This window comes from Streptomyces sp. NPDC047917 (assembly GCF_043204345.1).
GTDB lineage: Bacteria > Actinomycetota > Actinomycetes > Streptomycetales > Streptomycetaceae > Streptomyces > Streptomyces sanglieri.
The window spans coordinates 237,899-259,270 of sequence record NZ_JBIDCA010000003.1; the positions used below are offsets into that span (position 1 = coordinate 237,899).

12 protein-coding genes are annotated in these 21,372 nt (G+C 69.0%); 7 read left to right on the forward strand and 5 right to left on the reverse strand.

The window, feature by feature from the left end; translation table 11 throughout:
* The first annotated feature begins 147 nt into the window (after positions 1-147).
* Genes ACGF8B_RS08010 through ACGF8B_RS08030 form a run of 5 tightly spaced genes read left to right on the forward strand, consistent with a single transcriptional unit; the run spans position 148 to position 8,879 of the window.
* Complete coding sequence (locus tag ACGF8B_RS08010) at positions 148-1,338, forward strand: RNA polymerase sigma factor RpoD/SigA (protein ID WP_392735810.1); 1,191 nt, start codon at positions 148-150, stop codon at positions 1,336-1,338.
* Between the two features lie 37 nt (positions 1,339-1,375).
* Entirely contained in the window at positions 1,376-4,525 is a 3,150-nt protein-coding gene (locus ACGF8B_RS08015; protein ID WP_392735812.1) for a helicase-related protein, read from the forward strand.
* Positions 4,522-6,405, forward strand: a complete 1,884-nt coding sequence (gene drmB / locus ACGF8B_RS08020; RefSeq protein ID WP_392735814.1) for a DrmB family protein — start codon at positions 4,522-4,524, stop codon at positions 6,403-6,405. Before ACGF8B_RS08015 ends, drmB begins: the two co-directional genes overlap by 4 nt.
* A 5-nt stretch (positions 6,406-6,410) precedes the next feature.
* Complete coding sequence (locus ACGF8B_RS08025) at positions 6,411-7,523, forward strand: hypothetical protein (protein WP_392735815.1); 1,113 nt, start codon at positions 6,411-6,413, stop codon at positions 7,521-7,523.
* A gap of 45 nt (positions 7,524-7,568) precedes the next feature.
* Positions 7,569-8,879, forward strand: coding sequence for a hypothetical protein (locus ACGF8B_RS08030; RefSeq protein WP_392735816.1), 1,311 nt, complete (start codon positions 7,569-7,571; stop codon positions 8,877-8,879).
* Between the two features lie 95 nt (positions 8,880-8,974).
* On the opposite strand, the gene ACGF8B_RS08035 is transcribed toward ACGF8B_RS08030, so the two are convergent.
* Together ACGF8B_RS08035 and ACGF8B_RS08040 are read right to left on the reverse strand one after the other, a co-directional pair.
* On the reverse strand, positions 8,975-11,086 hold the full coding sequence (locus ACGF8B_RS08035; protein WP_392735817.1) for an RNA-directed DNA polymerase: 2,112 nt from the start codon (positions 11,084-11,086) through the stop codon (positions 8,975-8,977).
* A gap of 397 nt (positions 11,087-11,483) precedes the next feature.
* Complete coding sequence (locus ACGF8B_RS08040; RefSeq protein ID WP_392735818.1) at positions 11,484-11,936, reverse strand: ATP-binding protein; 453 nt, start codon at positions 11,934-11,936, stop codon at positions 11,484-11,486.
* 173 nt (positions 11,937-12,109) lie between these two features.
* Here ACGF8B_RS08040 and ACGF8B_RS08045 point away from each other — a divergent pair, with 173 nt between their 5' ends.
* Complete coding sequence (locus ACGF8B_RS08045; RefSeq protein ID WP_392735820.1) at positions 12,110-12,991, forward strand: Scr1 family TA system antitoxin-like transcriptional regulator; 882 nt, start codon at positions 12,110-12,112, stop codon at positions 12,989-12,991.
* Positions 12,988-13,179 carry a DUF397 domain-containing protein gene (locus ACGF8B_RS08050; protein ID WP_392735821.1) on the forward strand — a complete coding sequence of 64 codons (192 nt, stop codon included), beginning with the start codon at positions 12,988-12,990 and terminating at the stop codon, positions 13,177-13,179. The genes ACGF8B_RS08045 and ACGF8B_RS08050 overlap by 4 nt, the downstream gene beginning before the upstream one ends.
* 70 nt (positions 13,180-13,249) lie before the next feature.
* Here the strand turns inward: ACGF8B_RS08050 and ACGF8B_RS08055 are convergent, their stop codons facing one another.
* From ACGF8B_RS08055 to ACGF8B_RS08065, 3 genes are all read right to left on the reverse strand, one after another.
* Complete coding sequence (locus tag ACGF8B_RS08055; protein WP_392735823.1) at positions 13,250-14,071, reverse strand: EcsC family protein; 822 nt, start codon at positions 14,069-14,071, stop codon at positions 13,250-13,252.
* A gap of 323 nt (positions 14,072-14,394) precedes the next feature.
* Positions 14,395-18,372: an Eco57I restriction-modification methylase domain-containing protein gene (locus ACGF8B_RS08060; RefSeq protein WP_392735825.1), complete on the reverse strand. Its 3,978-nt coding sequence runs from the start codon at positions 18,370-18,372 to the stop codon at positions 14,395-14,397.
* Positions 18,372-21,347 (reverse strand): DEAD/DEAH box helicase, encoded by a 2,976-nt coding sequence (locus tag ACGF8B_RS08065; RefSeq protein ID WP_392735827.1) that lies wholly within the window; start codon positions 21,345-21,347, stop codon positions 18,372-18,374. The genes ACGF8B_RS08060 and ACGF8B_RS08065 overlap by 1 nt, the downstream gene beginning before the upstream one ends.
* Positions 21,348-21,372: the final 25 nt, after the last annotated feature.

Below are 21,372 nucleotides of genomic sequence, written 5' to 3' on the forward strand. Positions count from 1 at the left end.
TGCCGGACCTCCGCCGCGGAACCTGTCGTAGTGTCAGTTCCGCAACCCGGCGCCCCCGTGCTTCGGCCAGGGGCGCAGTGGAATGCCGCCCCCGAACCTGCGCCGGTCCCCAGTGAAGCGGCCGGACGCCTGGCCCAGGCCCGGCGCATGCTGGCCCGTTACGCCGATGCCGACGGCAAGGTCGGCAAGCTGGCCCACGACGGCGTCGTGCGGCTCCATGGGCTCAGTCCCGCCGAAGCGCGAGAGCTGACCGTGGACTTCCCGATCACCCGCCCGGGTCTGTCCCGCTCGGTCGCCCAGGCTCTGACGGGTGGCCAGGTGACCCGCTCGGCGAGGCCGGCGTTCCTTGCCGTGTCGGGAGCCGCGTCGCCGAAGCCGCCGACCGGCAAGAAGCGCGTAGCCCGCTTCACTGCTTCCGCCACGGACGACAGACTGTCCGACGCCGTCCGCGCGGCCCGGGCCGTGCTGGAAGAGGACCGGTGGCGGCGGAGCCTGGGCAAGGTGCTGCTCAAGGCGGAAGAGGAAGTGGGCCTCGCCGTTCTCCTTCGCGGTGGCCTTGACCACCTCAGCCGCGATGTTCCGGCGGACGAGATCAAGGCGCTGCCTCGCGGCAGCGAGCAGTGGCATGCCTACGAATGCCTTGTCCTGCACAATCAGCGGCTCGTGTGGAAGATCGCACACGGCCACCAGGGGCACGGACTCGACATCGAGGACCTCGTTCAGCACGGAACCCTCGGACTGATGCGCGCGGTCCGCAAGTTCGACGCCACCAAGGGCTTCAAGCTGTCGACCTATGCGACGTGGTGGATCAAGCAGGCCATGACTCGGGCCATCGCTGACGAGGGCACCATGATCCGGCTGCCGGTATATATGCACGAAAGGGTCAGCAAGGTCGCCGTCGCCGAGCGCAAGCTGCTGAGCGAGGGCCGCCCTCGGACCGTCGACAACGTGGCCTACGCGACCGGCCTCACCTTCGCCGAGGTGGAGGAGGTGCGCCGGGTCAGCCGGCCCACCGACTCCCTGGACCGGATCATCGGCGACGACACGGTCCTCGGTGACCTGATCATCGGGCCGAGCCGACTGCCCGGGCCCCAGGTCGTGCTGCTCCGCAAGGAGCTTCAGGAACGCCTGCGGCACGTCCTGGGTCATCTCTCCGAGCGTGAGCGGCACGTCCTCATCCGGCGCACCGGTCTCGACGGCGACGAGCCGGACACGCTCGAGGAGATCGGAGTCGTCTTCGGCGTCACTCGCGAGCGCATCCGCCAGATCGAGTCGAAGTCCAAGTCCAAGTTCCGTGGCCAGCTGATCCGCCACGGGCTGATCCCGTCGCACTTGTGAACCGGCCGCATCCCATCAGATCCGAAGGAACCCGCACATGGACCCGCGCCAGGAGCTGGTCGACTACCTCGCCCGACAGCTCGTCGGCCCCGTCGGCGAAGACGACGAGGTGCTCGACGCGCCGCCGGACCGGCAGTACTTGATGGGCACGCTCTACCCGCAACAGGCGGACCGCCAGCGTCGGCTCGCCCACGCGGCCGAAGACCCCGAGGCACCCGGTGCCGAGCAGGACGCCCCTGACGTGGACCCGGCCCCCGACCCCGTGCCCGAGACCAACAGCTGGCTGCCCGCGTCCCTCGGCATCAGCTTCTACACCGATGCCGTAGACGTCGAAGTGAGCTGTGCCGCCGCCCGCTACGAGACGCAGCGGAACGAATCCGGGCGCGGGCGGCGCTGGCGGCGCGTCCCCCTCACGCCCGAGACACACACGGCCGGCCCCGACCGGGAGGAGATCCCTGTCCTCGATGACCGCGCGAAGATTCAGCTGACCCGCCGGACCTACGGCGCGGGCACCCTCATCACCGTGGCCCTGGTCAACGAAAGACACCACGACGGTGCCGACGACAAGGCGCCGGACTGGGACGACATGCTGTTCCAGTGCCGGCTCAGCGTCCGCCCCTCTGACGGCGCCGTGCTGCCGTATCCCAGCGTCCGGCTCGCCAGCCGCGATCCCGAGGAACGCGAACTGCGTCTTCAGTACCGGCACGTCGTCACCCATGCCATCGGCCACGGCTGCGCCGTTCGTGAGGACCGCGGCGAGGACGGCGGTGTCGAACTCCTCGTCTGCGAAGCCCTGCCACGCGCTGAGGTGCCCGCCATCCGGGCCGGCGGCCCGCTCGACGCCCCCGCGCTCACCATCTCCCACCTGGCCGACCCGGCCGTCAGCAGGGGCCAACTCCGCGAGGAGCTCGCTGAGTTCGCTGCCTCGTACCACGCTTGGTACGTGGGCCAGCGATCCGTCGAGGTGCCGCCCTGGGGCCGGGAGGCCGCGGAGCGGATCCTCGACCGAGTCCACAAGACGGTCACCCGCATTGAAGCGGGCGTACGCACACTCTGCGACCCCGAACGTCCCGAACTCCTGGACGCCTTCCGCATCGCCCAACGCGCCATGCTGCTGCAGATGCGGCACTCCGCCCCCGACCAGGCCGGTCAACGGCGCCACCGCGCGGACCCCGTGGCCCTCGACCCACCCGTCGACCCCAAGGCAACCTGGCGTCCCTTCCAGCTCGCCTTCTTCCTCCTCGCCATCGACGGCGTCGCCGACCCCGGACACCGCGACCGCGAGACCACCGACCTGATCTGGTTCCCCACCGGTGGCGGCAAGACCGAGGCGTATCTGCTCCTTGCCGCCTTCACCATCGCCCTGCGCCGGATCCGCGGCGAAGGCGGCGGGACCACTGTGCTCAGCCGCTACACCCTCAGTCTGCTCACCACCCAGCAGTTCCAGCGCGCCGCCACCACGATCTGCGCCATAGAGCACCTTCGCCGCACCGAACCCGGACTTGGCCTCGGTGGCGAGCCCATCACCATCGGCCTGTGGGTCGGCGACACCACCACCCCGAACAAGTTCCAGGCGGCCAAGGACGCCTTCGACGAGCAGCGCGAGGCCAGCCACCCCGAGGACGTCTTCATCCTCGACCGCTGTCCGTGGTGTGGCACCCGCATCCTGCCGCCGACCCGGTCCAGCGTCCGCTCCGACTACGGAGTTCGCGCCGAGACTGACGAGTTCGCCTTCTACTGCACCCGCGACGAGTGCGCCTTCCACGACGTCCTTCCCGTCGCCGTCGTCGACCAGCACCTCTACGAGGATCCGCCCACCTTCGTCCTGGGCACCGTCGACAAGTTCGCCCGGCTCGCCTGGGAGCCCGACTCCGGCAGTCTCTTCGGCGCGGGCACCGGCAACCTGCCCCCGTCCCTGATCATCCAGGACGAGCTGCACCTGCTCACCGGACCGCTCGGCACCACGGTCGGCCTCTACGAGGCGGCCATCCTTGAGCTGTGCACCGACCCGGACGGCCGCACGCCCAAGATCGTCGCAGCCACGGCCACCATCCGGCGCTCCGCCGAACAGGTCCGCGCCCTGCACCACCAGGACGTTCAGCTCTTCCCGCCGCCCGGACTCGACGCCCGCGACAGCTTCTTCGCCGTCCCCGACACCGGCCGCCCCGGCCGCCTCTACCTCGGTGTCATGGCGCAGGGCCACACCGCGGGCCGCGGCGCCGTCGCCACCACGGCGGCCATGCTCCAGGGCGTCCACCAGCTCCCCGAGGAACACCGCGACGACTACTGGACGCTCGTCGCCTACCACCACAGCCTGCGCGAACTCGGCCGTACCGTCACCGCGGCCGGCGACGACATCCCCGCCCAGCTCCGCGGCCTCGACGAGGGCGCGGGCACGCGCGAGCTGGTCGGCGAGCAGGTACAACAACTCGACAGCAGCGTGAAGCGCGCTGATCAGCCCATCCTCCTCGACCGTCTCGAAAAGCCCTGGACGGACCCCCGGTCGGTGTCGTTTCTGCCGTGCACCAACATGCTCTCCGTCGGCGTCGACGTGAAGCGGCTCGCGTACCTGCTCATGCAGGGCCAGCCCAAGACCACCGCTGAGTACATCCAGGCCACCAGCCGCGTCGGCCGCCACCACGTGCCCGGACTCGTCGTCACCTACCTCAACGCCACGCGCCCGCGCGACCGGTCCCACTACGAGACCTTCATGGACTACCACCGGGCGCTCTACCGCTACGTCGAACCCGCCAGCGTCACCCCCTGGTCCCTGCCCGCGCGCCGCCGTGCCCTGCACGCCGCACTCGTCATCCTGGTCCGGCACCGGCTCGGCCTGGCCGCCGAGAACCGGGCCGGACGGATCACCAACCACAAGGAAGAGGCAGGGCGGATCGCCGACGCCCTCGCCGAGCGTGCCGCGACCGCCGAGCGCGGCGCCACGGGAGCCGACGCCGACGCCGTACGCGCCGACGTACGAGCGGAGCTCGGCTACCTCCTGGACGACTGGTACCGGCAGGCCGACACCGCCGCCGCCGAGGGCAAGGAGCTCTACTACCGCAGCCAGGGCAAGGGCCAGCACAACTTGCTCAAGACTTTCGAACAGCGTTACGGCCTGTGGGAGACCCTGAACTCCATGCGCAGCGTCGACCGTGAGTGCCAGATCACCGTGACGGGAGCGGGAAAGTGAAGCGCAAACTCCGGGTCCGCCAGGCGCAGACCGTGCTGCCGTTCGGCGTGGGCGCGGTACTCGACGTACAGGGCGAGTCCTTCGTCGCCGCCGGCATCGAGAGGTGGCCGGACCTCAAGGCCCCCATCCCCGCCGAACGGCTCGCCACCCGCCTCGGCGTCAAGGGATTCTTCGCCGCGCCCCACACCCTCAACGACCGCTATGACAAGTCCGACCGGCCCGGCGTCCCCTATGTGCGCTTCCCCGGCTGGCTGTTCTGCGGTTCCTGCCGGGCCATGGCCCGCTTTCTGCGCGAGAACGAGAAGCCGGGCGAGCCGCCCGTCTGCACGTCCTGCGCCGCCGCACCCCGTCTCACCCCGATGCGGTTCGTCCGCATCTGCCCGGACGGACACCTCGACGACGTCGACTGGTGGTACTGGGCACACTCCAAGCTGGCGCCCGAGCGGCGGGAGTCCTGCTCCGAGTCGAAGCACGCCTGGAAGGCACGCCGGCTCAGCTTCCGCGTCGCAGACCGCGCCTCCGGACTCGAAGCGCTCTCGGTGCGCTGCGGAGCGACCAGGGAGAGCGGCAAGCCCTGCGGCGCCGAACGCGACCTGCTCGACGTCCTCGGTCCCCAGGGCGGACGCTGCTCGGGCCGCAACCCCTGGCAGCACTGGGACGCGAGGGCCTCCTGCGGCCAGCAGGTGCATATCGTGCAGCGCACCGCCGGCAACGTCTACTACCCGGTCGTCTACTCGGCCCTCGACATCCCTCAGACCGCCGAAGCCCCGCGTGCGGAGCGGAACATGGCGGAGGCCGTCCTGGGCCATGGCTACTGGCCGATCCTGCTCGACGCGCTCGGCACATCCAGAGCCGACACCTTCCGAGGCATGATCAAGGAGGACACCGACGCCCCCGACAGCCTCATCGACGAGCTCGTCGCGGAGGCCACAGGCGCCTCTGTACAACCGCTTGCCGACCGGCCGGAGCCAGGTAGGTCCGGAAAGGTCGACCTGAGCCGCGACGAGTGGTACGCCTTCGATGTCAGCCAACTCCCCGAAGCCACATCGGAGTTCGCGATCCGTCGCGGCGGACTCGGCCTGGACGGCGAGAAGGAGGAGCCCTGGGCCGCCCTCGACGCGCACGTCGACGGCGTCGTCCTCGTCGACCGCCTCCGTGAGGTGCGGGCGCTGACCGGCTTCCGCCGCCACTCGCCGGGCGGCACCCTCGTGCCCGCGGACACCAGCGGCCGCCTGCGCTGGCTCCCCGCGACCGAGGTCTACGGCGAGGGCATCGTCCTCACCCTCGACGAACAGCGCCTCACCGCCTGGGAGAACGACCCCCGTGTGCAGGCCCACGTCCACGAAATCCGTACGGACCTCGACGCGTCGTTCCGCGACGAACAGCTCGCCGAGACCACCGGCAGTGAACTCTCGGCCCGCTTCCTGCTCCTGCACACCGTCGCCCACCTGCTCATCCGCCAGCTCTCCTTCGACTCCGGCTACACCACCGCCAGCCTGTGCGAACGTGTCTACGGCCGCCCCGAGTACGGCCAGTGCGGGCTGCTGATCTACACGGCCGCCGGCGACGCGGAGGGCACCCTCGGCGGCCTGGTCCGGCAGGGCGAGGCACCGCACTTGGCCGAGACGCTCATCCGGATGCTGGAGGCGGCCGCCTGGTGCTCCGCCGACCCGCTGTGTGCCGAACACACCGGCCAGGGCTTCGGTAACCTCAACCGGGCCGCCTGCCACGCCTGCACCCTGCTGCCCGAGACCAGCTGCCAGACCGGCAACACTCTTCTCGACCGTGCCCTGGTCGTCGGCTCCGCCCGGGTTCCCGGCTATTTCACCGATGTCCTCACTGCGAGCCGCGAGTACGCCGCCGCCATCGCCCGGGGATGACGCCCATGACCACCGCGAACGCCGCCATCCTCCACCCCGACCTCACCCCCGCCCAGCGCGACTGCCTGGACGCCCTGCCACTGACCGGCAACCACGTCGTCAGCGGCCCGCCCGGCAGCGGCAAGAGCCTGCTCGCCGCACACCGCGCCGTCCACCTCGCCCTCACCGGCCGCCCCACCCTGCTGCTGTCGCGCTCCAACTTGCTGCGCCAGCTCCTGGGCGACACCCTCGCGGGTCTCGCGGTCCCCCGCGCACCTGTCGAGGCATCCACCGCCCACCTCTGGATCTACAGCCGCTTCGGCCGTGACGCACCGCGGACGGAGGACAGCTGGTTCGACTGGCCGGCTCTCGCTCACCAGGCCGCCGACGCTGTCGGTGAGCACGATGCCGCCACGCCCCGTCTCGTCGTCGACGAGGGCCAGGACCTGCCGCCGGGCTTCTACCGATTGGCCCGCCTTGCCGCCGCCTCCGTGACGGTCTTCGCCGACGAGTGTCAGCGCCTCACTGAGACGAACTCCACCCTCACCGAGATCACTGACGCTCTCGGCCGCTCCACGGGGCGAGTCGAGATCGCCGGGAACCACCGCAACAGCCGCGAGATCGCCTCCCTCGCGGAGCACTTCCGTACGGGCGGTAGCAGCCCCGAAATCCCTTTCCGCAGCGGGACGTTGCCCATGGTCCGCCAGTATTCCGGCACCAAGGATCTCGCCGACGACATTGTCGGCCTGGCGGCCCGGAACCCGCGGGACCGCATCGGCGTCATCACCAACTCCCTGCGCACTGCAGCTGACCTGATGCGCCGTCTGGAGCGTGCCGGTCTCGCCCACGAGCCCCAGCTCTACAGCTCTGCGGCCTCCTCCGGCCGCTACCGCGACCTCGACCTGGCCCGCCCCGGCGTCGTCCTCGTCCACCGTGCCAGCGCCAAGGGCCTCGACTTCGACACCGTCGTCATCGCAGACGCGGAGTCCGACTCCGCCACCGACCCCACGTCGGCGACCCTGCGCATGGCGTACTACGTCATGATCACTCGCGCCCGGGAGCGGCTGGTGCTGGGCTGGCAGGGCAGCCGACTGCCACGGCATCTGGAGGGGCTGCACGGGTGGGTGCGGATGCGGTGATGGCGCGACTGAGGCTACGAGCATGTTGGAAAACAAGGGGAGACGATGACTGACGACCGCAAGGCGACCGTGCCTGTGTGGACGCTGGCGACCGCTGATGTCCGATTGCCAGGGTTGACCGCAGGCGAGTCGATGACGGCTGAGCGCCTGGCTGAACTGCGCGGAGTGCTGGCCGTCCTGGCCGACGAGCCGATCGTCACCCTTGAGGTGCATCCGGTGCCCGACAAGATCGACCGCGGCCGTGGCATCCCGCTCGACGCCGCGAGTCCCCTAGCACAGCACCTGTCCCAGTTCATCACGCAATCGGCGCGAAGTTCCCTTACGGCGGCCAGAGCGACCGCTTCCGGCGAGAATCTGTATCGCATGGTGATCCCGGCGAAGGTCGCCGCCCAGTTCGGGCAGGGCATCGTTCGCCCGATGGTGCCCAAGGGGGCAGCCGGTGGCATCTACGGTGAGCTCGTGAACTCGACGGGCAGGATCGCCTCCAAAGCGAGGTTCGTGCCGGTCGGAGGAGCGGCAGCGGCGGGCACGGTCGGCGGGGCCGGTGCGACCGCGGGTGCCGCGGCCGCCGGCGGCACGGTGCTCACCGTGGCCGCTCCGCTCGTGCTCATGGCCGTGGCGGTGGGGGTGAGCGCGCACGCCGACCACAAGCGCCAGCAGGCCATCGAACACATCACGGTACTGCTGGAGCAAATTCAGGAGGAGAAGCTCGACGACGAGCACAGCGAACTCGACGGCTGTCGCGACTCCATCGACAAAGCCACTGCCCTTCTGCTCGACCAGGGCAAGCTCGGTGTCTCGCTGGGACTCGATTCGGCGGTGCATGCCATCAACACGGCGCTGGGCAGAGCCGACCGCCGCCTTGCCCGATGGCAGAGCGCGCTCGCCAGACTGCCCGAGGGTGAGGCCGTCGAACTCGGCACGTTGACCAAGTCTTTCCCTGGCGTCGACGACCATGGCGGCACGTTCCGCACCCACCTCGAACTCGCTTCCCTGGCTATCGCGCTGAAGCGGCGGGTGGTCGTCCTCCAGGCCGTCGAGCACGCCCAGAGCGACCCCGGTAATCCTTTCGAGAGCTTCACCCGCGCACTCAAGCGCGATCAGCAGCGCCTCGACGAACTGGAGTCGAGCATCGCCGGTGTCCTGGTACGCCTGTCGGTACTGGAGCTGGCACGCCCGAACGGTTTGCGACCCGTTTTCACGACCGGTGAAGTCGATCGCCTTATGAGTGCGGCACACCGGATTCACAAGCTGGGCGACGGCGTCACGGTCAACAGCCGCACGACAGACGTGGCGATTGAGATTGCCCGCGACAAGGACGGCTCGGTGGTCGTGTTCCCTGCGCTGCCCGCTTAGGGGGGGGCGGCTTCGGAAATCCTTCGAGGGTTGACATCCGGGCCCGATTCCACCGGTGCTGCGAGGACTGGTCGAGTCCAGGACTGGCGCCCTGATCACTTTTTGGGTTTCTGGAGCTTGGTAGCAGGGAGGCGCTTTTTGCCCATCTCGATGATCAGGCCCGCCGCCTTGAACGTGAGGTTGAGGGCGACGCTTTCGGGAACCTGCTGGTCGAGGCCGAGGTGTCCGGTGATGTAGTCGCCCATCTGGACATCTGGGTCCAGCCGCTTGAGGACCATGTAGGCGATGGACTCGGCCTCGACCTCATTGCGGGCATGGGCTGTGACGCGTTGCTCATCCGAGCGGGGCCGCAACTGTCGGTCTGGCCAGGTCTGCCCGGGGCCTGCACCGAGGTGCCCGCAGAACAAGTGGCCGAGCTCGTGGGCAAGCGTGGCGTACTGGTCCAGCAGAGGCAGGTTCCGGTTGACCTCGATCTCGAACAACGTCGGGTATGTCTCCGGCCGGTCCCCGGGCCTGCTGCCGGAACGCTCGACGGGAACACCGGACCTGCTGGGGTACGTACGCCCGCAGGAGGAGGCCCCGTAATTGACCAGGGTGAGCCGGATCCCCAGGGGTGCGAGGTTGCTCTCGGTGTGGTGCCAGACCTCGACGAGTTCCTTCTCGCCGGCTCGAGAGGACACCGACGCAGGGGCGGTGATTGCTTTGGGCAAAGGCCGAGCCCCGGGCAGGGCTTCGGTGTCCCCGACGTCGTACACGAGCATGTAGGGCCCACGCGGCTGAAAGATCAGCAGCGGCTGGGCACCGGGCTTGAGCACGCGCTGGTACTTCGACATCCACTCGGAGGAGGAAAGGACGTAGCGAGCCCCGGGCTTCTGGATGTGGACCACCATCGCGTTGAACGGGGCATACCGCTTGAACCGGCCTACGAACTCGAGCATCTGCAAGTAGTCCGAGGACGAGCGGTAGCGCTGGGCGCCGCGGATGAGGTCGTCGATCGAGGCCTTGGCCAGGTCTGCCTGCGAGATCTCGACCTCCTCGTCCCAGAACAGATCGAGTCCATGCTCCGCGATCACCGGTTCTTCGTACGCAAGGGGAATCCCGCGCAGCCGCTTCCAGTCTGCGAGTTGCTTCTCGGCCCAGCCGGGCTCGACCATGTGCGCGAACGACAGCAGCCCGGTCACGTGGGCGTCCAGCTCGGCCAGACCCTTGAACTCCTGGTGACGGCGGTGCTGCTCGATACCGAACGACGCAGCCCCTCGCACATGCTTGGTGATGCGGCGCTTGTACTCGCGCGTCAGGCGAGGAGTGGGGCCGTCGACGAGGATGCCCAGCACACTGCGGCGTGCACCGGGACGCGCCACGTAGGTCTTCTTCGTGTTGAGTTTCATGCCCAGCGAGGTCAATGCCTTCTTCACACCGACCACGAGACGGTCGACCTTCTCGTGGCGAACGAGCCGACGACTGGAGAAGTACATGTCGTCGCTGTAGCGCGTGTAGCGCAGACCCAAGGACTCTGCCAAGTGGGTGACCACAGCGTCGGCATCGTGCATGACGAGGTTCGACAGGTATCCGCTTGTAGGAGCGCCCTGCGGCAGGAACCCCTCGCGGGTGTGCTTGTAGAGCAAGTCGGGCCGGCTGACGGAGAAGCTCTGTCCGGTGGCCTCCAGGTACACGCTGCGACGCCCGGTGCCGCGGTTCGACCAGGTCTGGTTCGGCCCGGGCGGAGAGACGGTGACCAGCCGAGCGGTGGTGTATGCGCTCAGGGTGCGGCCGATACGACGCAGGCCGATCTCCTGGTGGCCGTCGCCGTTCTCCACAAGATCGATCTGGTACTCGCGCTCCGCCGGGCGAGCCCAGGCGCCCTTCAGCGCGGTGTGGATGTGTCGTTCCCGGATGCTCCCGAAGAAGTCGGCGATGTCCAGGCGGATCACGGTGTGGGCTCGTAGATGGATGGCGGCACAGTCCACGACCGAGCGGCCACCTCGGTAGGCGAACGCTGCCGGGTGGGGCTGGAACCTGGCTGGAAGAGTCTCCAGACGGGTCAGGATTCCCTGCTGCATCTCGGACAACTGTGGGACCGGGGCATGTAAGGTCCGCAGCCCGCCGCTGTGTTTGGGGATCCGGTGCTCGGTGTACGGGAAGATCGAGCCGCTGACCACCGCCTCGAGGAACTGCGCAGGGGTGAGGTCTACGAAGTTGTCTGCCATCGTCACCGAACCGCCTCGTCCCTCACCTGTGAGACGCAGCCGGCGAGCCTCACCTTGAGTAGTTCCACCGCCCCGCCACGGGCGGTCCGCTGTGTCCCTCCGCCACCCTGTGCAAGCACAGGGCCCGATCCCCAGCACCCGATGTGATCAGCACCGAGGTGCCCCGGACCGGAGGGCCCATCGCAAGGGATGGGTTCCTGAGACCCGCCGACTGCGTTGAGTCGGATCGTAGCCTCCCTATGAGCCGAACTCGCCATGCGGGGTCACCTGATGGCACACCGAAGCACGGTGCTCCCTCACAGCGTCCGGCAGCACGACGACAGCCGCAGCGTCGACCTGCTCGTGATGGTCCTGAACGTCGAGGGCGGCGGCGCGTACGGTGACGAACACCTGCTGGTCAAGGAGTCGACAGCTCGGCCCGGACGGTCTTGCCGCTGGGCGGGTGGGGGACCGTCTCCCAGCGGTCGGAGAGCGCGGCGATCAGCGCGAGGCCGCGCCCGCCGGTGTGGAGCGCGCCGAACTCGGCGTCCTCATGGGGAAACTCGCGGGGGAGGCGGGGCAGCCGCTCCCCGCGTGCGTCGGTGACGTCGACGCGGAGGCGGCCGGACGAGGCATCGAACGTGAGCGTCAGCCGAAAGCTCCGGCCGGGCACGAAGCCGTGCAGGACGGCGTTGGCGGCAAGCTCCGCGACGACAAGCTCAGCACGCTCCGTGAGGTCCTGCGGGGCGCCCCAGGATTGCAGCTGGGCCACGCCGAGCAGCCGCGCGAGCCGGGCGCCGCGCCGTGTGGACGACAGTAGCTGCGTGAAGGTGCGCTGTGATACGGCCAGTTGGGGGGTGGGTTGGTTCATGGCGCCATCGTGGCGGCCGGATATGGCCGGATGCGAGCGCCGCACCCCGTACGCGGAGTCAGCGTACGGGCACATTCAGTAGGTGGTACGTGAGGTTGGCTGTCACGCTGGGTGGTGAACGTGACGGTGGCGAGGAGCTGCCGCGGGTGCGGGTGCGACGAGAGGAGCGGCGGATGGACATCGTCGAAGAGGAGGCGGCCGGGGGCGCCGAAGCCCGGACAGCCCAGGCGGGGGAGGGGGAGCGAGAGCCCCATCCGTCGGACAGTCTGCGCACGTTCGGCGCGGTCGTCCAGGCCCTGCGCGAGCACGCGGGACTCAGCCGGACCGAGCTCGGCGACCTCGTCCAGTACTCCAAACTCACCGTGGAGTCTGTTGAGTTGGGCCGCCGCATGCCGGACGAGGAGTTCGTCGAGCGCGCGGAGGGGGCGCTTGGCAACACGGGCGCCCTGCGGAAGGCGGCCGGCCACCTCAGCCGTGGCGAGGTCGGCCTCGCGGCGTGGTTCAGGCGCTGGGCGCGACTGGAGCGGAAGGCGGTGAGCCTGTGCACGTACGAGTGTCGGCTGGTGCCGGGGCTGTTGCAGTCGGAGGCGTATGCGCGGGCGGTGTTCGACAACAGCATCCCGCTGCTGACCGACGAGAAGATCGAGGATCAGCTCAACGCGCGGATGGAGCGGCAGCGGATGATGAGGGAGCGGCCGACCGTGCCGTTCAGCTTCATCGTGGAGGAACATGTGTTCCGGCGCAGGCTGGGTGGGGCGGAGGTGCACGCGAGCATGCTGGATCATGTCCTTGAGCTCACCGCCCCGCGCAACGTGACGCTTCAGGTGGTACCGATGGATCTGGAGTTCCACGGGTGCCTGGACGGGCCGGTTCAGCTGTTGGAGACTCCGGACGGCAAGCGACTCGGATACTCCGAGGGGCAGCAGAACGGGCGGCTCATCTCCGGCCCGAAAGAGGTGAGTCTGCTCTGCCGCCGCTGTGAAACACTGCGCTCGCAGGCCCTGAACCCCAAGGAATCCCGGGACCTGCTGGAGCGACTGCGAGGAGAGCTATGAGCAGCGGTACGACGGAACTCGCCTGGTTCAAGTCCAGCTACAGCGGCACCCAGGGCGACAGCTGCGTGGAGATCGCAGTCGCCGAAGAGGCTGTTCACGTACGGGACTCTAAGGACTTGGCGCGCCCGGCCTTCGCCGTGGGGCGCGAGGAGTGGGCGCCCTTCGTGAGGTTCGTGTCGGGGAGCTGAGCGGCCGGTGTGCCGCCGGTGGAACGACCGGCGGCACACCGGGGTGGCCCGGGCTCCCTCGGTCGGCGTTTTACGGGGTGCCGTCCTCGGGGTTGTCGTCCGGGTCGGTCGCCAGTGCGGCCGGCAGCGGCAGCCCGTACTTGTCGCACAGGAAGCGGGTCTGGCAGTACCGCTGGGCCTCGGAGGCCACGCGGCCGAGGACCGCGGAGTTCAAGCCTGCGCTGACGAGGACGCCGACGAACGGCACGACCTTGGCGACGCTCTTGACCGACACCCTGGAGCCCGCCGGGCTCAGGTGCTGCATCAACTTCTCCAGAGCGGCGGCGAGTTGGTGGTCGTTGCGGAGCTTGGCCGACCAGTTCACGCGCCCCTTGAGCGCCTGTGCCGCCTGGGCGGTCTTGTGCAGCGGCTCGGCTTTGGCCGCCTGCGCCATGAAGGACCGGTGTACCAGGCGCTGGATGAAGAGCTGCTCGTCGGGGTCCTTGGCGTCGTAGCCGTAGGAGTAAGCGATGCGTGTGGCTATCGACGCGCTCAGGACCTGGATGACGAGGATGTCCGCCGTCATCGCGGCGGGGATACCGGCGACGGGGACCATGGCCAGTGCGCCCATGGCACCCCCTTCGAACGCGCCGGCGGTCCGCCACTTCATGGTGTTGCGGGTCAGCAGCCGGTCGCAGACCTTGAGGTCCTGCTCCCGCAGTTCGGTGAAGCTGTCGATTTCGAGCCCTCGCTTGCGGGCGATTTTCTCGACGCTCTTCGGGTCGTTGAGCTCCAGGGCCGCGTCGTTGACCAGGTCGAGCAGCGCTGTCGCGCCCGCGACCGCCGGTCGCAGGGCCGCGTCGGCGAGCGCGCCGCCCGCGCGACGTATCGGCTCCTTGACCCCTTCTGGCACGGCCTCCTTGACCCGGCGCCCGGCGCCCGGCGTTCCCTGCGACCTCCCCGGTGCGGCCGAGGGCGTTGCTCGCCCAGTTCGGAAGGCCGCGACGGTTGTTGCGGCGCTCCCAGTGCTCGTTGAGCGCTTTCCAGACCTGCTCCTCGTACGCGCTCATGGAGGGCGGGACAGCGGGGGACGAGGCCGCGTATGTACTCAAAGAAGTTCTCCGTTTCGGCTGTGGCCGCCGGGCCCAGGGGGCCTGTCTGCGGGCAGGGGAAGGCGAAGCCGTGACGAGCGGAACTCCCCGGGGCGACCGCAGACGCGGCCACCCCGGAGGACGATCAGTGGTGGCGCGGACCCTGGCCGGGGGGCGGAGTGAGGGTGGAACGGTAGGTGCCGGACTCGTCCTCGGTGAGCGGGGTTTCCAGGGTGAGGCCGGCGGAGGCCATCCGGTCGTACTCGGCGAGGATCAGGTTCTTGGTGCGGTACTCGCCATACTTTTCCTCGTCCTTGCGCTTGACAATCGGGAAAGTGTCGAGGATGTACGACACGTCGTCGCGGTTGGTGTCGTAGAGGTGGAAGAACAGAGCGTCCAATTCGGCGCGGATTACGGCGCGGCGCTCCTCGTTCCAGCGGAAGGGGGTGTCGGTGTCGCCGAGGTCGCGGGCGAAGGGGGCCATCTCATGCGCGGTGTAGGTGAGCTCCAAAACGCGAGCGGAGATGAACGCTTCATACGGGGCGAGTGCTTCCGGGGGCGGGACTGGAAGTTGCTCGAGAAGGTAATCGGATACATGAAGACCTCCTAGGCGCAGTCGAAGCAAGTAGTCCATTTTGAAGGTATTGAAAGCTGCAAGGAGTAGAGGTGCATGCACTTTTTCAGCCGGGAATCCCAAGCGCAGCGTAAAGTCAGATGCTGCGCGAGGTGCGATCAGGGCAATCAGTGTGCGCACATCATTATTTCGAGCGACGTCTGACCATGCGAGAATCCAGTCGGCTTTCCATAGAGTATCGAGCTTCTTTGAAAGCTCGGCGTTAGCAATGGAACGTCGGCCTCTGATATTCCAGGTCGGGTCATCAAGTTCGGAAACGGTGCTATACCGACGCGCTCCTTTTTCTGCATCTGAGTAGGTTGCGAATCGATGGTTGTATGCGTGGGTAAGTTTGGACTCCAGCATCATCGTGTTTCCGGGGCTCGGAGTGGTCTCGTGAGGGCAAATGGAGTCGACCTCTGGGAGTCCCATGTTGAATACTCTGCGAATAGTCAACTTGTATGGGCCTTGCGAGGTTTTTGAGCGCAGGGGAGGGAACTGCTGCGAGGCCCGAAGTGCGATCCTGACGTCCCTGCGGCTGCGAAATACTGGGCACGTGCCGGTGTTCGGATTGAGGAGAACGATCTCCCCGGGGGTGAGTGGGAACGTGTTGTCAGGGCAGGCGAGCTCGGAAGGGTCAGACAGGAAGAAGCCGAAGCGCGCTGCTGGCGTGGGCGCATCGCTGCCTGTCAGGGAGAGGACGCAAAACTTGAACGAGCGGTGAACGCCAGGGAATAGCGGGGACGAATTTTCGAAGTCGAACAGCGCTGCCAAGGACTTGTGTGCGACTAGGTCCTTGAAGAAGAACTGCGTTGTCGCGTCCGTAGCGATGCCTGTGGGCACGATGATGCCGACACGCCCACTCGGTGACCCCAGGCGGCGGCACTGCTCGGCGAAGACAGGGTCCGTCTTGATGCGGCCGCGGCCACACAGTGGGTAAAGGCCGGAGAAGTTAGCGAAGTGTCGGGTGCCGTCGATTGCGCGCTTCGATCTCTGATAGGCCTCGTAGAGGTTTGGATTTGTTTCTTGGATTTGATCGATGAGTTTTTTGCGCTTGCCGCTGGAGGCGTCAGCGATTTCCGGGAAAGAGGAGAAGAACTCCGTTTCCTTCAGCTCAAGGTGTTCCCACGGCGGGTTCCCCACCACCGCGTCAAACCCGCCGGCCCACCCCGTCCCCGACTGGACCCCCGCCCCCGACCCCGGGACGGCGAACACCTCCGGGAACTCCAGGTGCCAGTGGAAGAACCGGTACTGGTCCCGCAGCCGCAGGATCTCCTCGTGCGTCGCGTCCGACACCGACGACTGATCCCGGCCACGCAGCGCCCGGAACACCTGGTCGGTCGGGGCCTCCGGCGCCCCCGCGTGCTTGGGCCAGACGAACGCGGCGCACCAGGCGTCGGCGGCGTGGAGGTCCTGGACGTACGCCGACGACTCCACGTACACCCGGTACGCGGTCTCCTGAGCGTGCACGTCCTCCAGCGAATCGGCAGGGGCGGCGGTGATCCGGGCGAGCTCCACGGCGTACCGCTCGTTCCCCGGCAGGGTCTCCGTGTCGAACAGCAGCTCGTCCTGGCCGCCGCGCTGGGCCTTGTTGCGCTTGACCAGGCCGGACGCGTGCTTCTTGTCGTCGCCCTCGATCGGCTTGAAGGCGTCGTTGGGGACGCCGTCCCCCAGCAGCTTCGGCGTCGCACCGATCAGCCCGTTGCCGTGCTTGATGTGGGCGTCGAGGAAACCAAGCGCCTTGCCCGGTTCCATGGCCTCCAGCCACAGGGAGACCTTCGCCAGCTCCACGGCCATCGGGTTGAGGTCGACACCGTAGACGCAGCGCGCGACGACCTCGTGCAGGGCGTGGCGCATGGCGTCGACCGTCGGCTCCGGGTTGCGCTCACGCACGGACGCCACACGTTTGGCGATGCGGCGAGCCGAGGCGACGAGGAAGTGGCCGGAGCCACAGGCCGGGTCGCAGACCGTCAGGGACAGGAGCTCGGCGACGATGTCGTCGGCCGGGTCGGGGCGGCCGGCGGCAGTGGCCCGCTGCTCGCCCCGCTTGACGGCGTCGTCGAGCACCGGGTCGAGCGTCGTGTCGAGCAGGCACTCGATGAGCGAGGACGGGGTGTAGTAACTGCCGGTCGTCTTACGGCTGTTGCCCGCCACTTCCACCAGCTCGAAGGAGCGGTCCGTCGCGGAGTGCTTCGGTTCCAGTTCCAGCAGGGACTCGTAGACCGAACCGAGTTCCTCGGCGTCCAGGTGGCGGTAGTCGACGGAGCGCCAGCGGCGCGCGCCCGGGTCGCGGACCTGGGCTAGGTGGCGGACGGCGGCGAGCAGGGACTCGTTGGACAGCTTCAGGCCGTCGAGCGGCGCGTCGGCCTCGATGGAGGAGAACAGGCCGCCGAGGCCGGGCAGGGCCAGTTCGGGGCGGCCGCCCTCCGTGCCGAGAGCGGCGAGGACGATGCGCAGGGCCTCGTACTGGTCACCGTGGGCGGTGCCCTGACGGCGGCGGGCGCGTTCACGCAGCCGGACGGAGGAGAAGTACCGCTCGTACGCCTCCCGTTGACGCTTGTCGGCGTCCGGGTCGAGCAGGGCGTCGCGGTCCTCGGCGACGAAGACGAACAGCAGGCGGTAGACCAGGCGCAGCAGGGCGTCCCGGAGGGCCTTCGGGTCGGTGTTCTCCCGCAGCTTTCCGTTGTCCGGGTGGCGCAGGAAGCCGGTGCCGAGGACGGTGAGAGCGTTCTGCACGCCCAGGCGCAGCTGGTCCAGGGCGCGGGCGCCTGAGGTGACGGCCTCGGCGCGCCACCTCTCCAGCCAGCACCCCGTAGCCGCCGCCCCGTCCGCCACCGTGAACCGGGATGCGTGCAGCAGGCTGTACAGCAGCACGAACTCGCTGAACAGTTCGCCGTCGAACAGGGCTTCCAGGTCGAAATCGACGTAGGCCGCCGTCGAGAAGGACGACGAGTCACGCAGCAGACGCAGCCGGCGGCCGTTGGTGAGGACGGCCCACTGATGGGCCTCGGTGCGGTTGAGGCAGTCCTGGAGCATGGACTGCGGCGGGACCAGCCCGGGGGCCGGGCGCTTGTCGAGATCCTGGTTCCAGGGGATCTGGTGGATGAGCGCCGGGCCGTGGCGGTGGGAGACGGGGAAGCGCTTCTCCGGGTCGGAGTCCGCCGGAATCCCCGCCGCGCCGACCTCCGTCAGCGCGCCGAAGTCCAGCTTGCGGAAGAGCTGGGCGAGCCAGTCGGTGCCGGCGCGGCCCGTCGGGTCGGCGGCGGGTGCGCCGGTAGCCGGGTCCGAGGGGAGCGCGGTGCGAAGGTCGCGCCAGAGGGGCTTCAGGTACTCCCAGGCGCGCTCGGCCTCGTCGCGTACGGGCACCGAGGCGGGCAGGCCGTAGTCGGCGGGCTTGGTGCCCGGCAGGTTCCGTGCTTCGGCGATGCGCAGCAGTATGTCGGTGGGGAGCAGGCCGCCGACCGTGGTGACGGCGGTGAAGGCCAGGGCGGTGCGGGTGGCGGCGGACATCAGGCTTCGGCTCCGGACACGGTAGAGGCGGGCGCGGCGGGGACGGTGGCGGGCTGCTGCGGCAGGTAGACGTAGACGCCGAGGACGTCGGCGGGCTCCTGCGGGACGACCTTCAGGCCGCGGACGATCTCCTCGTTGGCCTTGCGGACCCGGCGATGCGAGGCGTCGAGCTCGGCGGCCAGGCGGGTGCCGTACTCGGTGAGGTGCGCGGCGAGGTCCGGCAGACCGTTCAGGTCCTTGGCGATCTGGTTGCGGACCAACTGCTCGTGGGTGTTGGAGCTGGCGCGGGCCGCAAGGAGGGCGGCGGTCGCGTCGTCGTCCAGCCAGCGGGCGCGCGACGGCATCCCCTCGTAGGCGAGCAGCCGGGCGTCCTCGGCCACCAGCTGCCGCTCGCCGGTGCGGGACGGCAGCGTGAGGTGGAAGCGGTAGCGGACCAGCAGGAGCGTGGTGCGGATGGTGACCGCGTCCGTGGTGACCACACCGCAGCGGCGGGCCGGGCGGGGGCCGGGGGTGTTCGCGTCGAGCGCCGAGTCCAGGACGTACGAGGCGATGGCGCCGATCGCCGGGTCGGTGCGGACCAAAGCGGCCTCGCCGCGACCGATCGCGGGTGTGGTGCGGAAGGGGATCTGGCGGTCCTCCTCGACGAGCCGTCCGCCGAGCGTGGCGGCGAGCGCGTCGCGCAGGCCGGCCGGGGCGCCGCCGGGCTGGGCCGTGAAGTCGCCGGTACCGTCACGCGGGTCACGGACCAGCAGGTCCAGGTCGCGCAGCGCCTCCAGGGCGAAACCGCGGACCTCCTCGGCACCGCCGAGCGCGGCCCGTACGGCGGCGACCTCGCGCGCCACCTCCTCCGGGTGGATCGCACGCTGGGCGTACTTGGAGCGGGACGTCTTCTCGCGCTCGGCGGCCGAGTTCCACTCGCGCTCGATGCGGTCGAACGACTCCTGATGGGTGTCCAGCTCGAACAGGCTCTCCTGACTGCCCTGTCGCCCGTGCAGCAGCAGCCACTCCACCACCGCGTCGGTGACGCCGGAGGCGGTCTCGTCGGGGACGGAGACGGAGATGCCCAGGTCCTTCATGATCTGGCGGTGCTTCATGAACAGCACCTCCAGGACCTTGCCGTCGATGCCGTTGTCCTCGCCGAACATGGTGATGACACGGACCTGGTCGTGCTTTTGCCCGTAACGGTCGACACGGCCCTCGCGCTGGTCGTGGCGAGTGGGGTTCCAGGCCAGGTCGTAGTGGACGACGGCATCGAAGTGGTGCTGGAGGTTCACTCCTTCGGAGAGACAGTCGGTGGCGATCAGGACGCGACGGACGGCCGGGTCACCGGCTTCCCCGGACGCCTCGGCGGTCTCGGTGGCGAGTTGCTCGATCCGCTCCAGGCGCTGCTGAGGGGAGAGGGTGCCGGTCACCGCGGCGATCTTCGTCTTCTTGCCGAGCTTTCCCTCCAGCTGGGTGGCGAGGTACTCGGCGGTGGGGATGTAGCGGCAGAAGACGATCGGGTGGTAGCCGTCGGCGACCAGACTCTTCAGGTGCCGGGTCAGCGCCTTCAGTTTCGCGTCCTCGGCCGGGCCGACGAGCTCGGCGGCCCGCTGGGAGAGTTCGAGCAGCCGGGCACCCGCCTCCTCCGACTCGGCGGCACCCGGCGCGACGTCCATGCCTTCGAGCCGGTCGTTGTCGGCGGAATCGGCGGCGACCGGGGAACCCAGGGCGTCCGCTTCCTGCGCGGTGCGGGCGGTGGCAGACTCGGAGCGGGTCTTCAGGGTCTGCGCGGCGGCCGCGGGCGAGGACACCATCGAGCGCAGCAGCGCGATCACCGACCACCAGGCGATCCGGGCCTCACGACGGCCCTGCTCCCCGGCGGCTGCGACGCGGTCGCGTGCGTACGCGATGGCGTCGTCGAGCAGCGCCCGGTAGGCGGGCGTCAGCTTGTACGGCTCGTCCTTCGTCCAGCGGTCGGACGGGAAGGCCGTCCGCTCGGCCAGGGAGTCGTCGGCGAGACCGTCCTCCTTGGTGAGGTAGTCGCGGACGTCGGCGCGCTTGCGGGCCACGAAATGCTCGGCGAGCTTCGCCCGTCCCGCGGGCGACTCCAGGTCCAGCGTCGCGAGTTCGGGCCGCACCAGGCCGAGCAGGTTGCGGAACGCGGACTCCTTGCCGGAGTGCGGGGTCGCGGTCAGCAGCAGCAGATGCCGGTCCGCTTCGGCGGAGACCTTGCGCAGCAGCTCGTAACGGAGCTGGTTGGTATGGGATGCGGAGCCCGTCGACGCGTCGTCGGCGGCCACGCAGGAGTGGGCCTCGTCGACGATCACCAGGTCGGGGCAGTGCCGTACGAAGTCCTCGCGGTGCCGGGTCGACTTGATGAAGTCCGTCGAGATGATCGTGTATGGGTGCTTGTCGAACAGGGACTGGCCCAGCTCCAGGCCGCGCTCCAGGCGTGACACCGTGGAGGCCAGGACCAGTTCGGCGTCGATGGCGAACTTCTCCCGCAGCTCGGACTGCCACTGCTCGGCCAGCGCCGGGGAGCACAACACCGTCAGCCGGGTCGCCTCGCCCTGCGCGAGCAGCTCCTTGGCGATCAGACCGGCTTCGACGGTTTTGCCGATGCCGACGTCGTCCGAGATCAGCAGCCGCACGGTGCGCTGCCGCAGCGCCATCAGCAGCGGGACCAGCTGGTAGGCCCGGGGCTCCACGGCGATCGAAGCCAGCGAACGGAACGGGCCCGCTCCCGAACGGAAGCCGATTCGCAGCGCGGTGCGCAGCAGACCGGCGGACCGCTGGTCACCCAGGTCGGCCGGGCTCGGTGCCGTGAATTCGGCCGGCCGCACTTCTTCGAAGGTGGGGAAGACGGCCGCGATGTCGTCCTCGCTCCCACCCAGGGGGCGCAGTACCAGCATGTCGGGGGCGCTCTCGGGCAGTACCACCCATTCCCGGCCACGGGCAGCGACCAGGGAGCCGGCTGTGTACGTGAGGCTCATGAGATTTCTCAGTTCCTTGGATCGA

Bases quoted from the DNA above. Each gene is read 5' to 3' on its own strand.
- ACGF8B_RS08010 (WP_392735810.1), top strand. From the start codon at position 148: ATGCTGGCCCGTTACGCCGATGCCGACGGCAAGGTCGGCAAGCTGGCC.
- ACGF8B_RS08015 (WP_392735812.1), top strand. From the start codon at position 1,376: ATGGACCCGCGCCAGGAGCTGGTCGACTACCTCGCCCGACAGCTCGTC.
- ACGF8B_RS08025 (WP_392735815.1), top strand. From the start codon at position 6,411: ATGACCACCGCGAACGCCGCCATCCTCCACCCCGACCTCACCCCCGCC.
- ACGF8B_RS08030 (WP_392735816.1), top strand. From the start codon at position 7,569: ATGACTGACGACCGCAAGGCGACCGTGCCTGTGTGGACGCTGGCGACC.
- ACGF8B_RS08035 (WP_392735817.1), bottom strand. From the start codon at position 11,086: ATGGCAGACAACTTCGTAGACCTCACCCCTGCGCAGTTCCTCGAGGCG.
- ACGF8B_RS08040 (WP_392735818.1), bottom strand. From the start codon at position 11,936: ATGAACCAACCCACCCCCCAACTGGCCGTATCACAGCGCACCTTCACG.
- ACGF8B_RS08045 (WP_392735820.1), top strand. From the start codon at position 12,110: ATGGACATCGTCGAAGAGGAGGCGGCCGGGGGCGCCGAAGCCCGGACA.
- ACGF8B_RS08050 (WP_392735821.1), top strand. From the start codon at position 12,988: ATGAGCAGCGGTACGACGGAACTCGCCTGGTTCAAGTCCAGCTACAGC.
- ACGF8B_RS08060 (WP_392735825.1), bottom strand. From the start codon at position 18,372: ATGTCCGCCGCCACCCGCACCGCCCTGGCCTTCACCGCCGTCACCACG.
- ACGF8B_RS08065 (WP_392735827.1), bottom strand. From the start codon at position 21,347: ATGAGCCTCACGTACACAGCCGGCTCCCTGGTCGCTGCCCGTGGCCGG.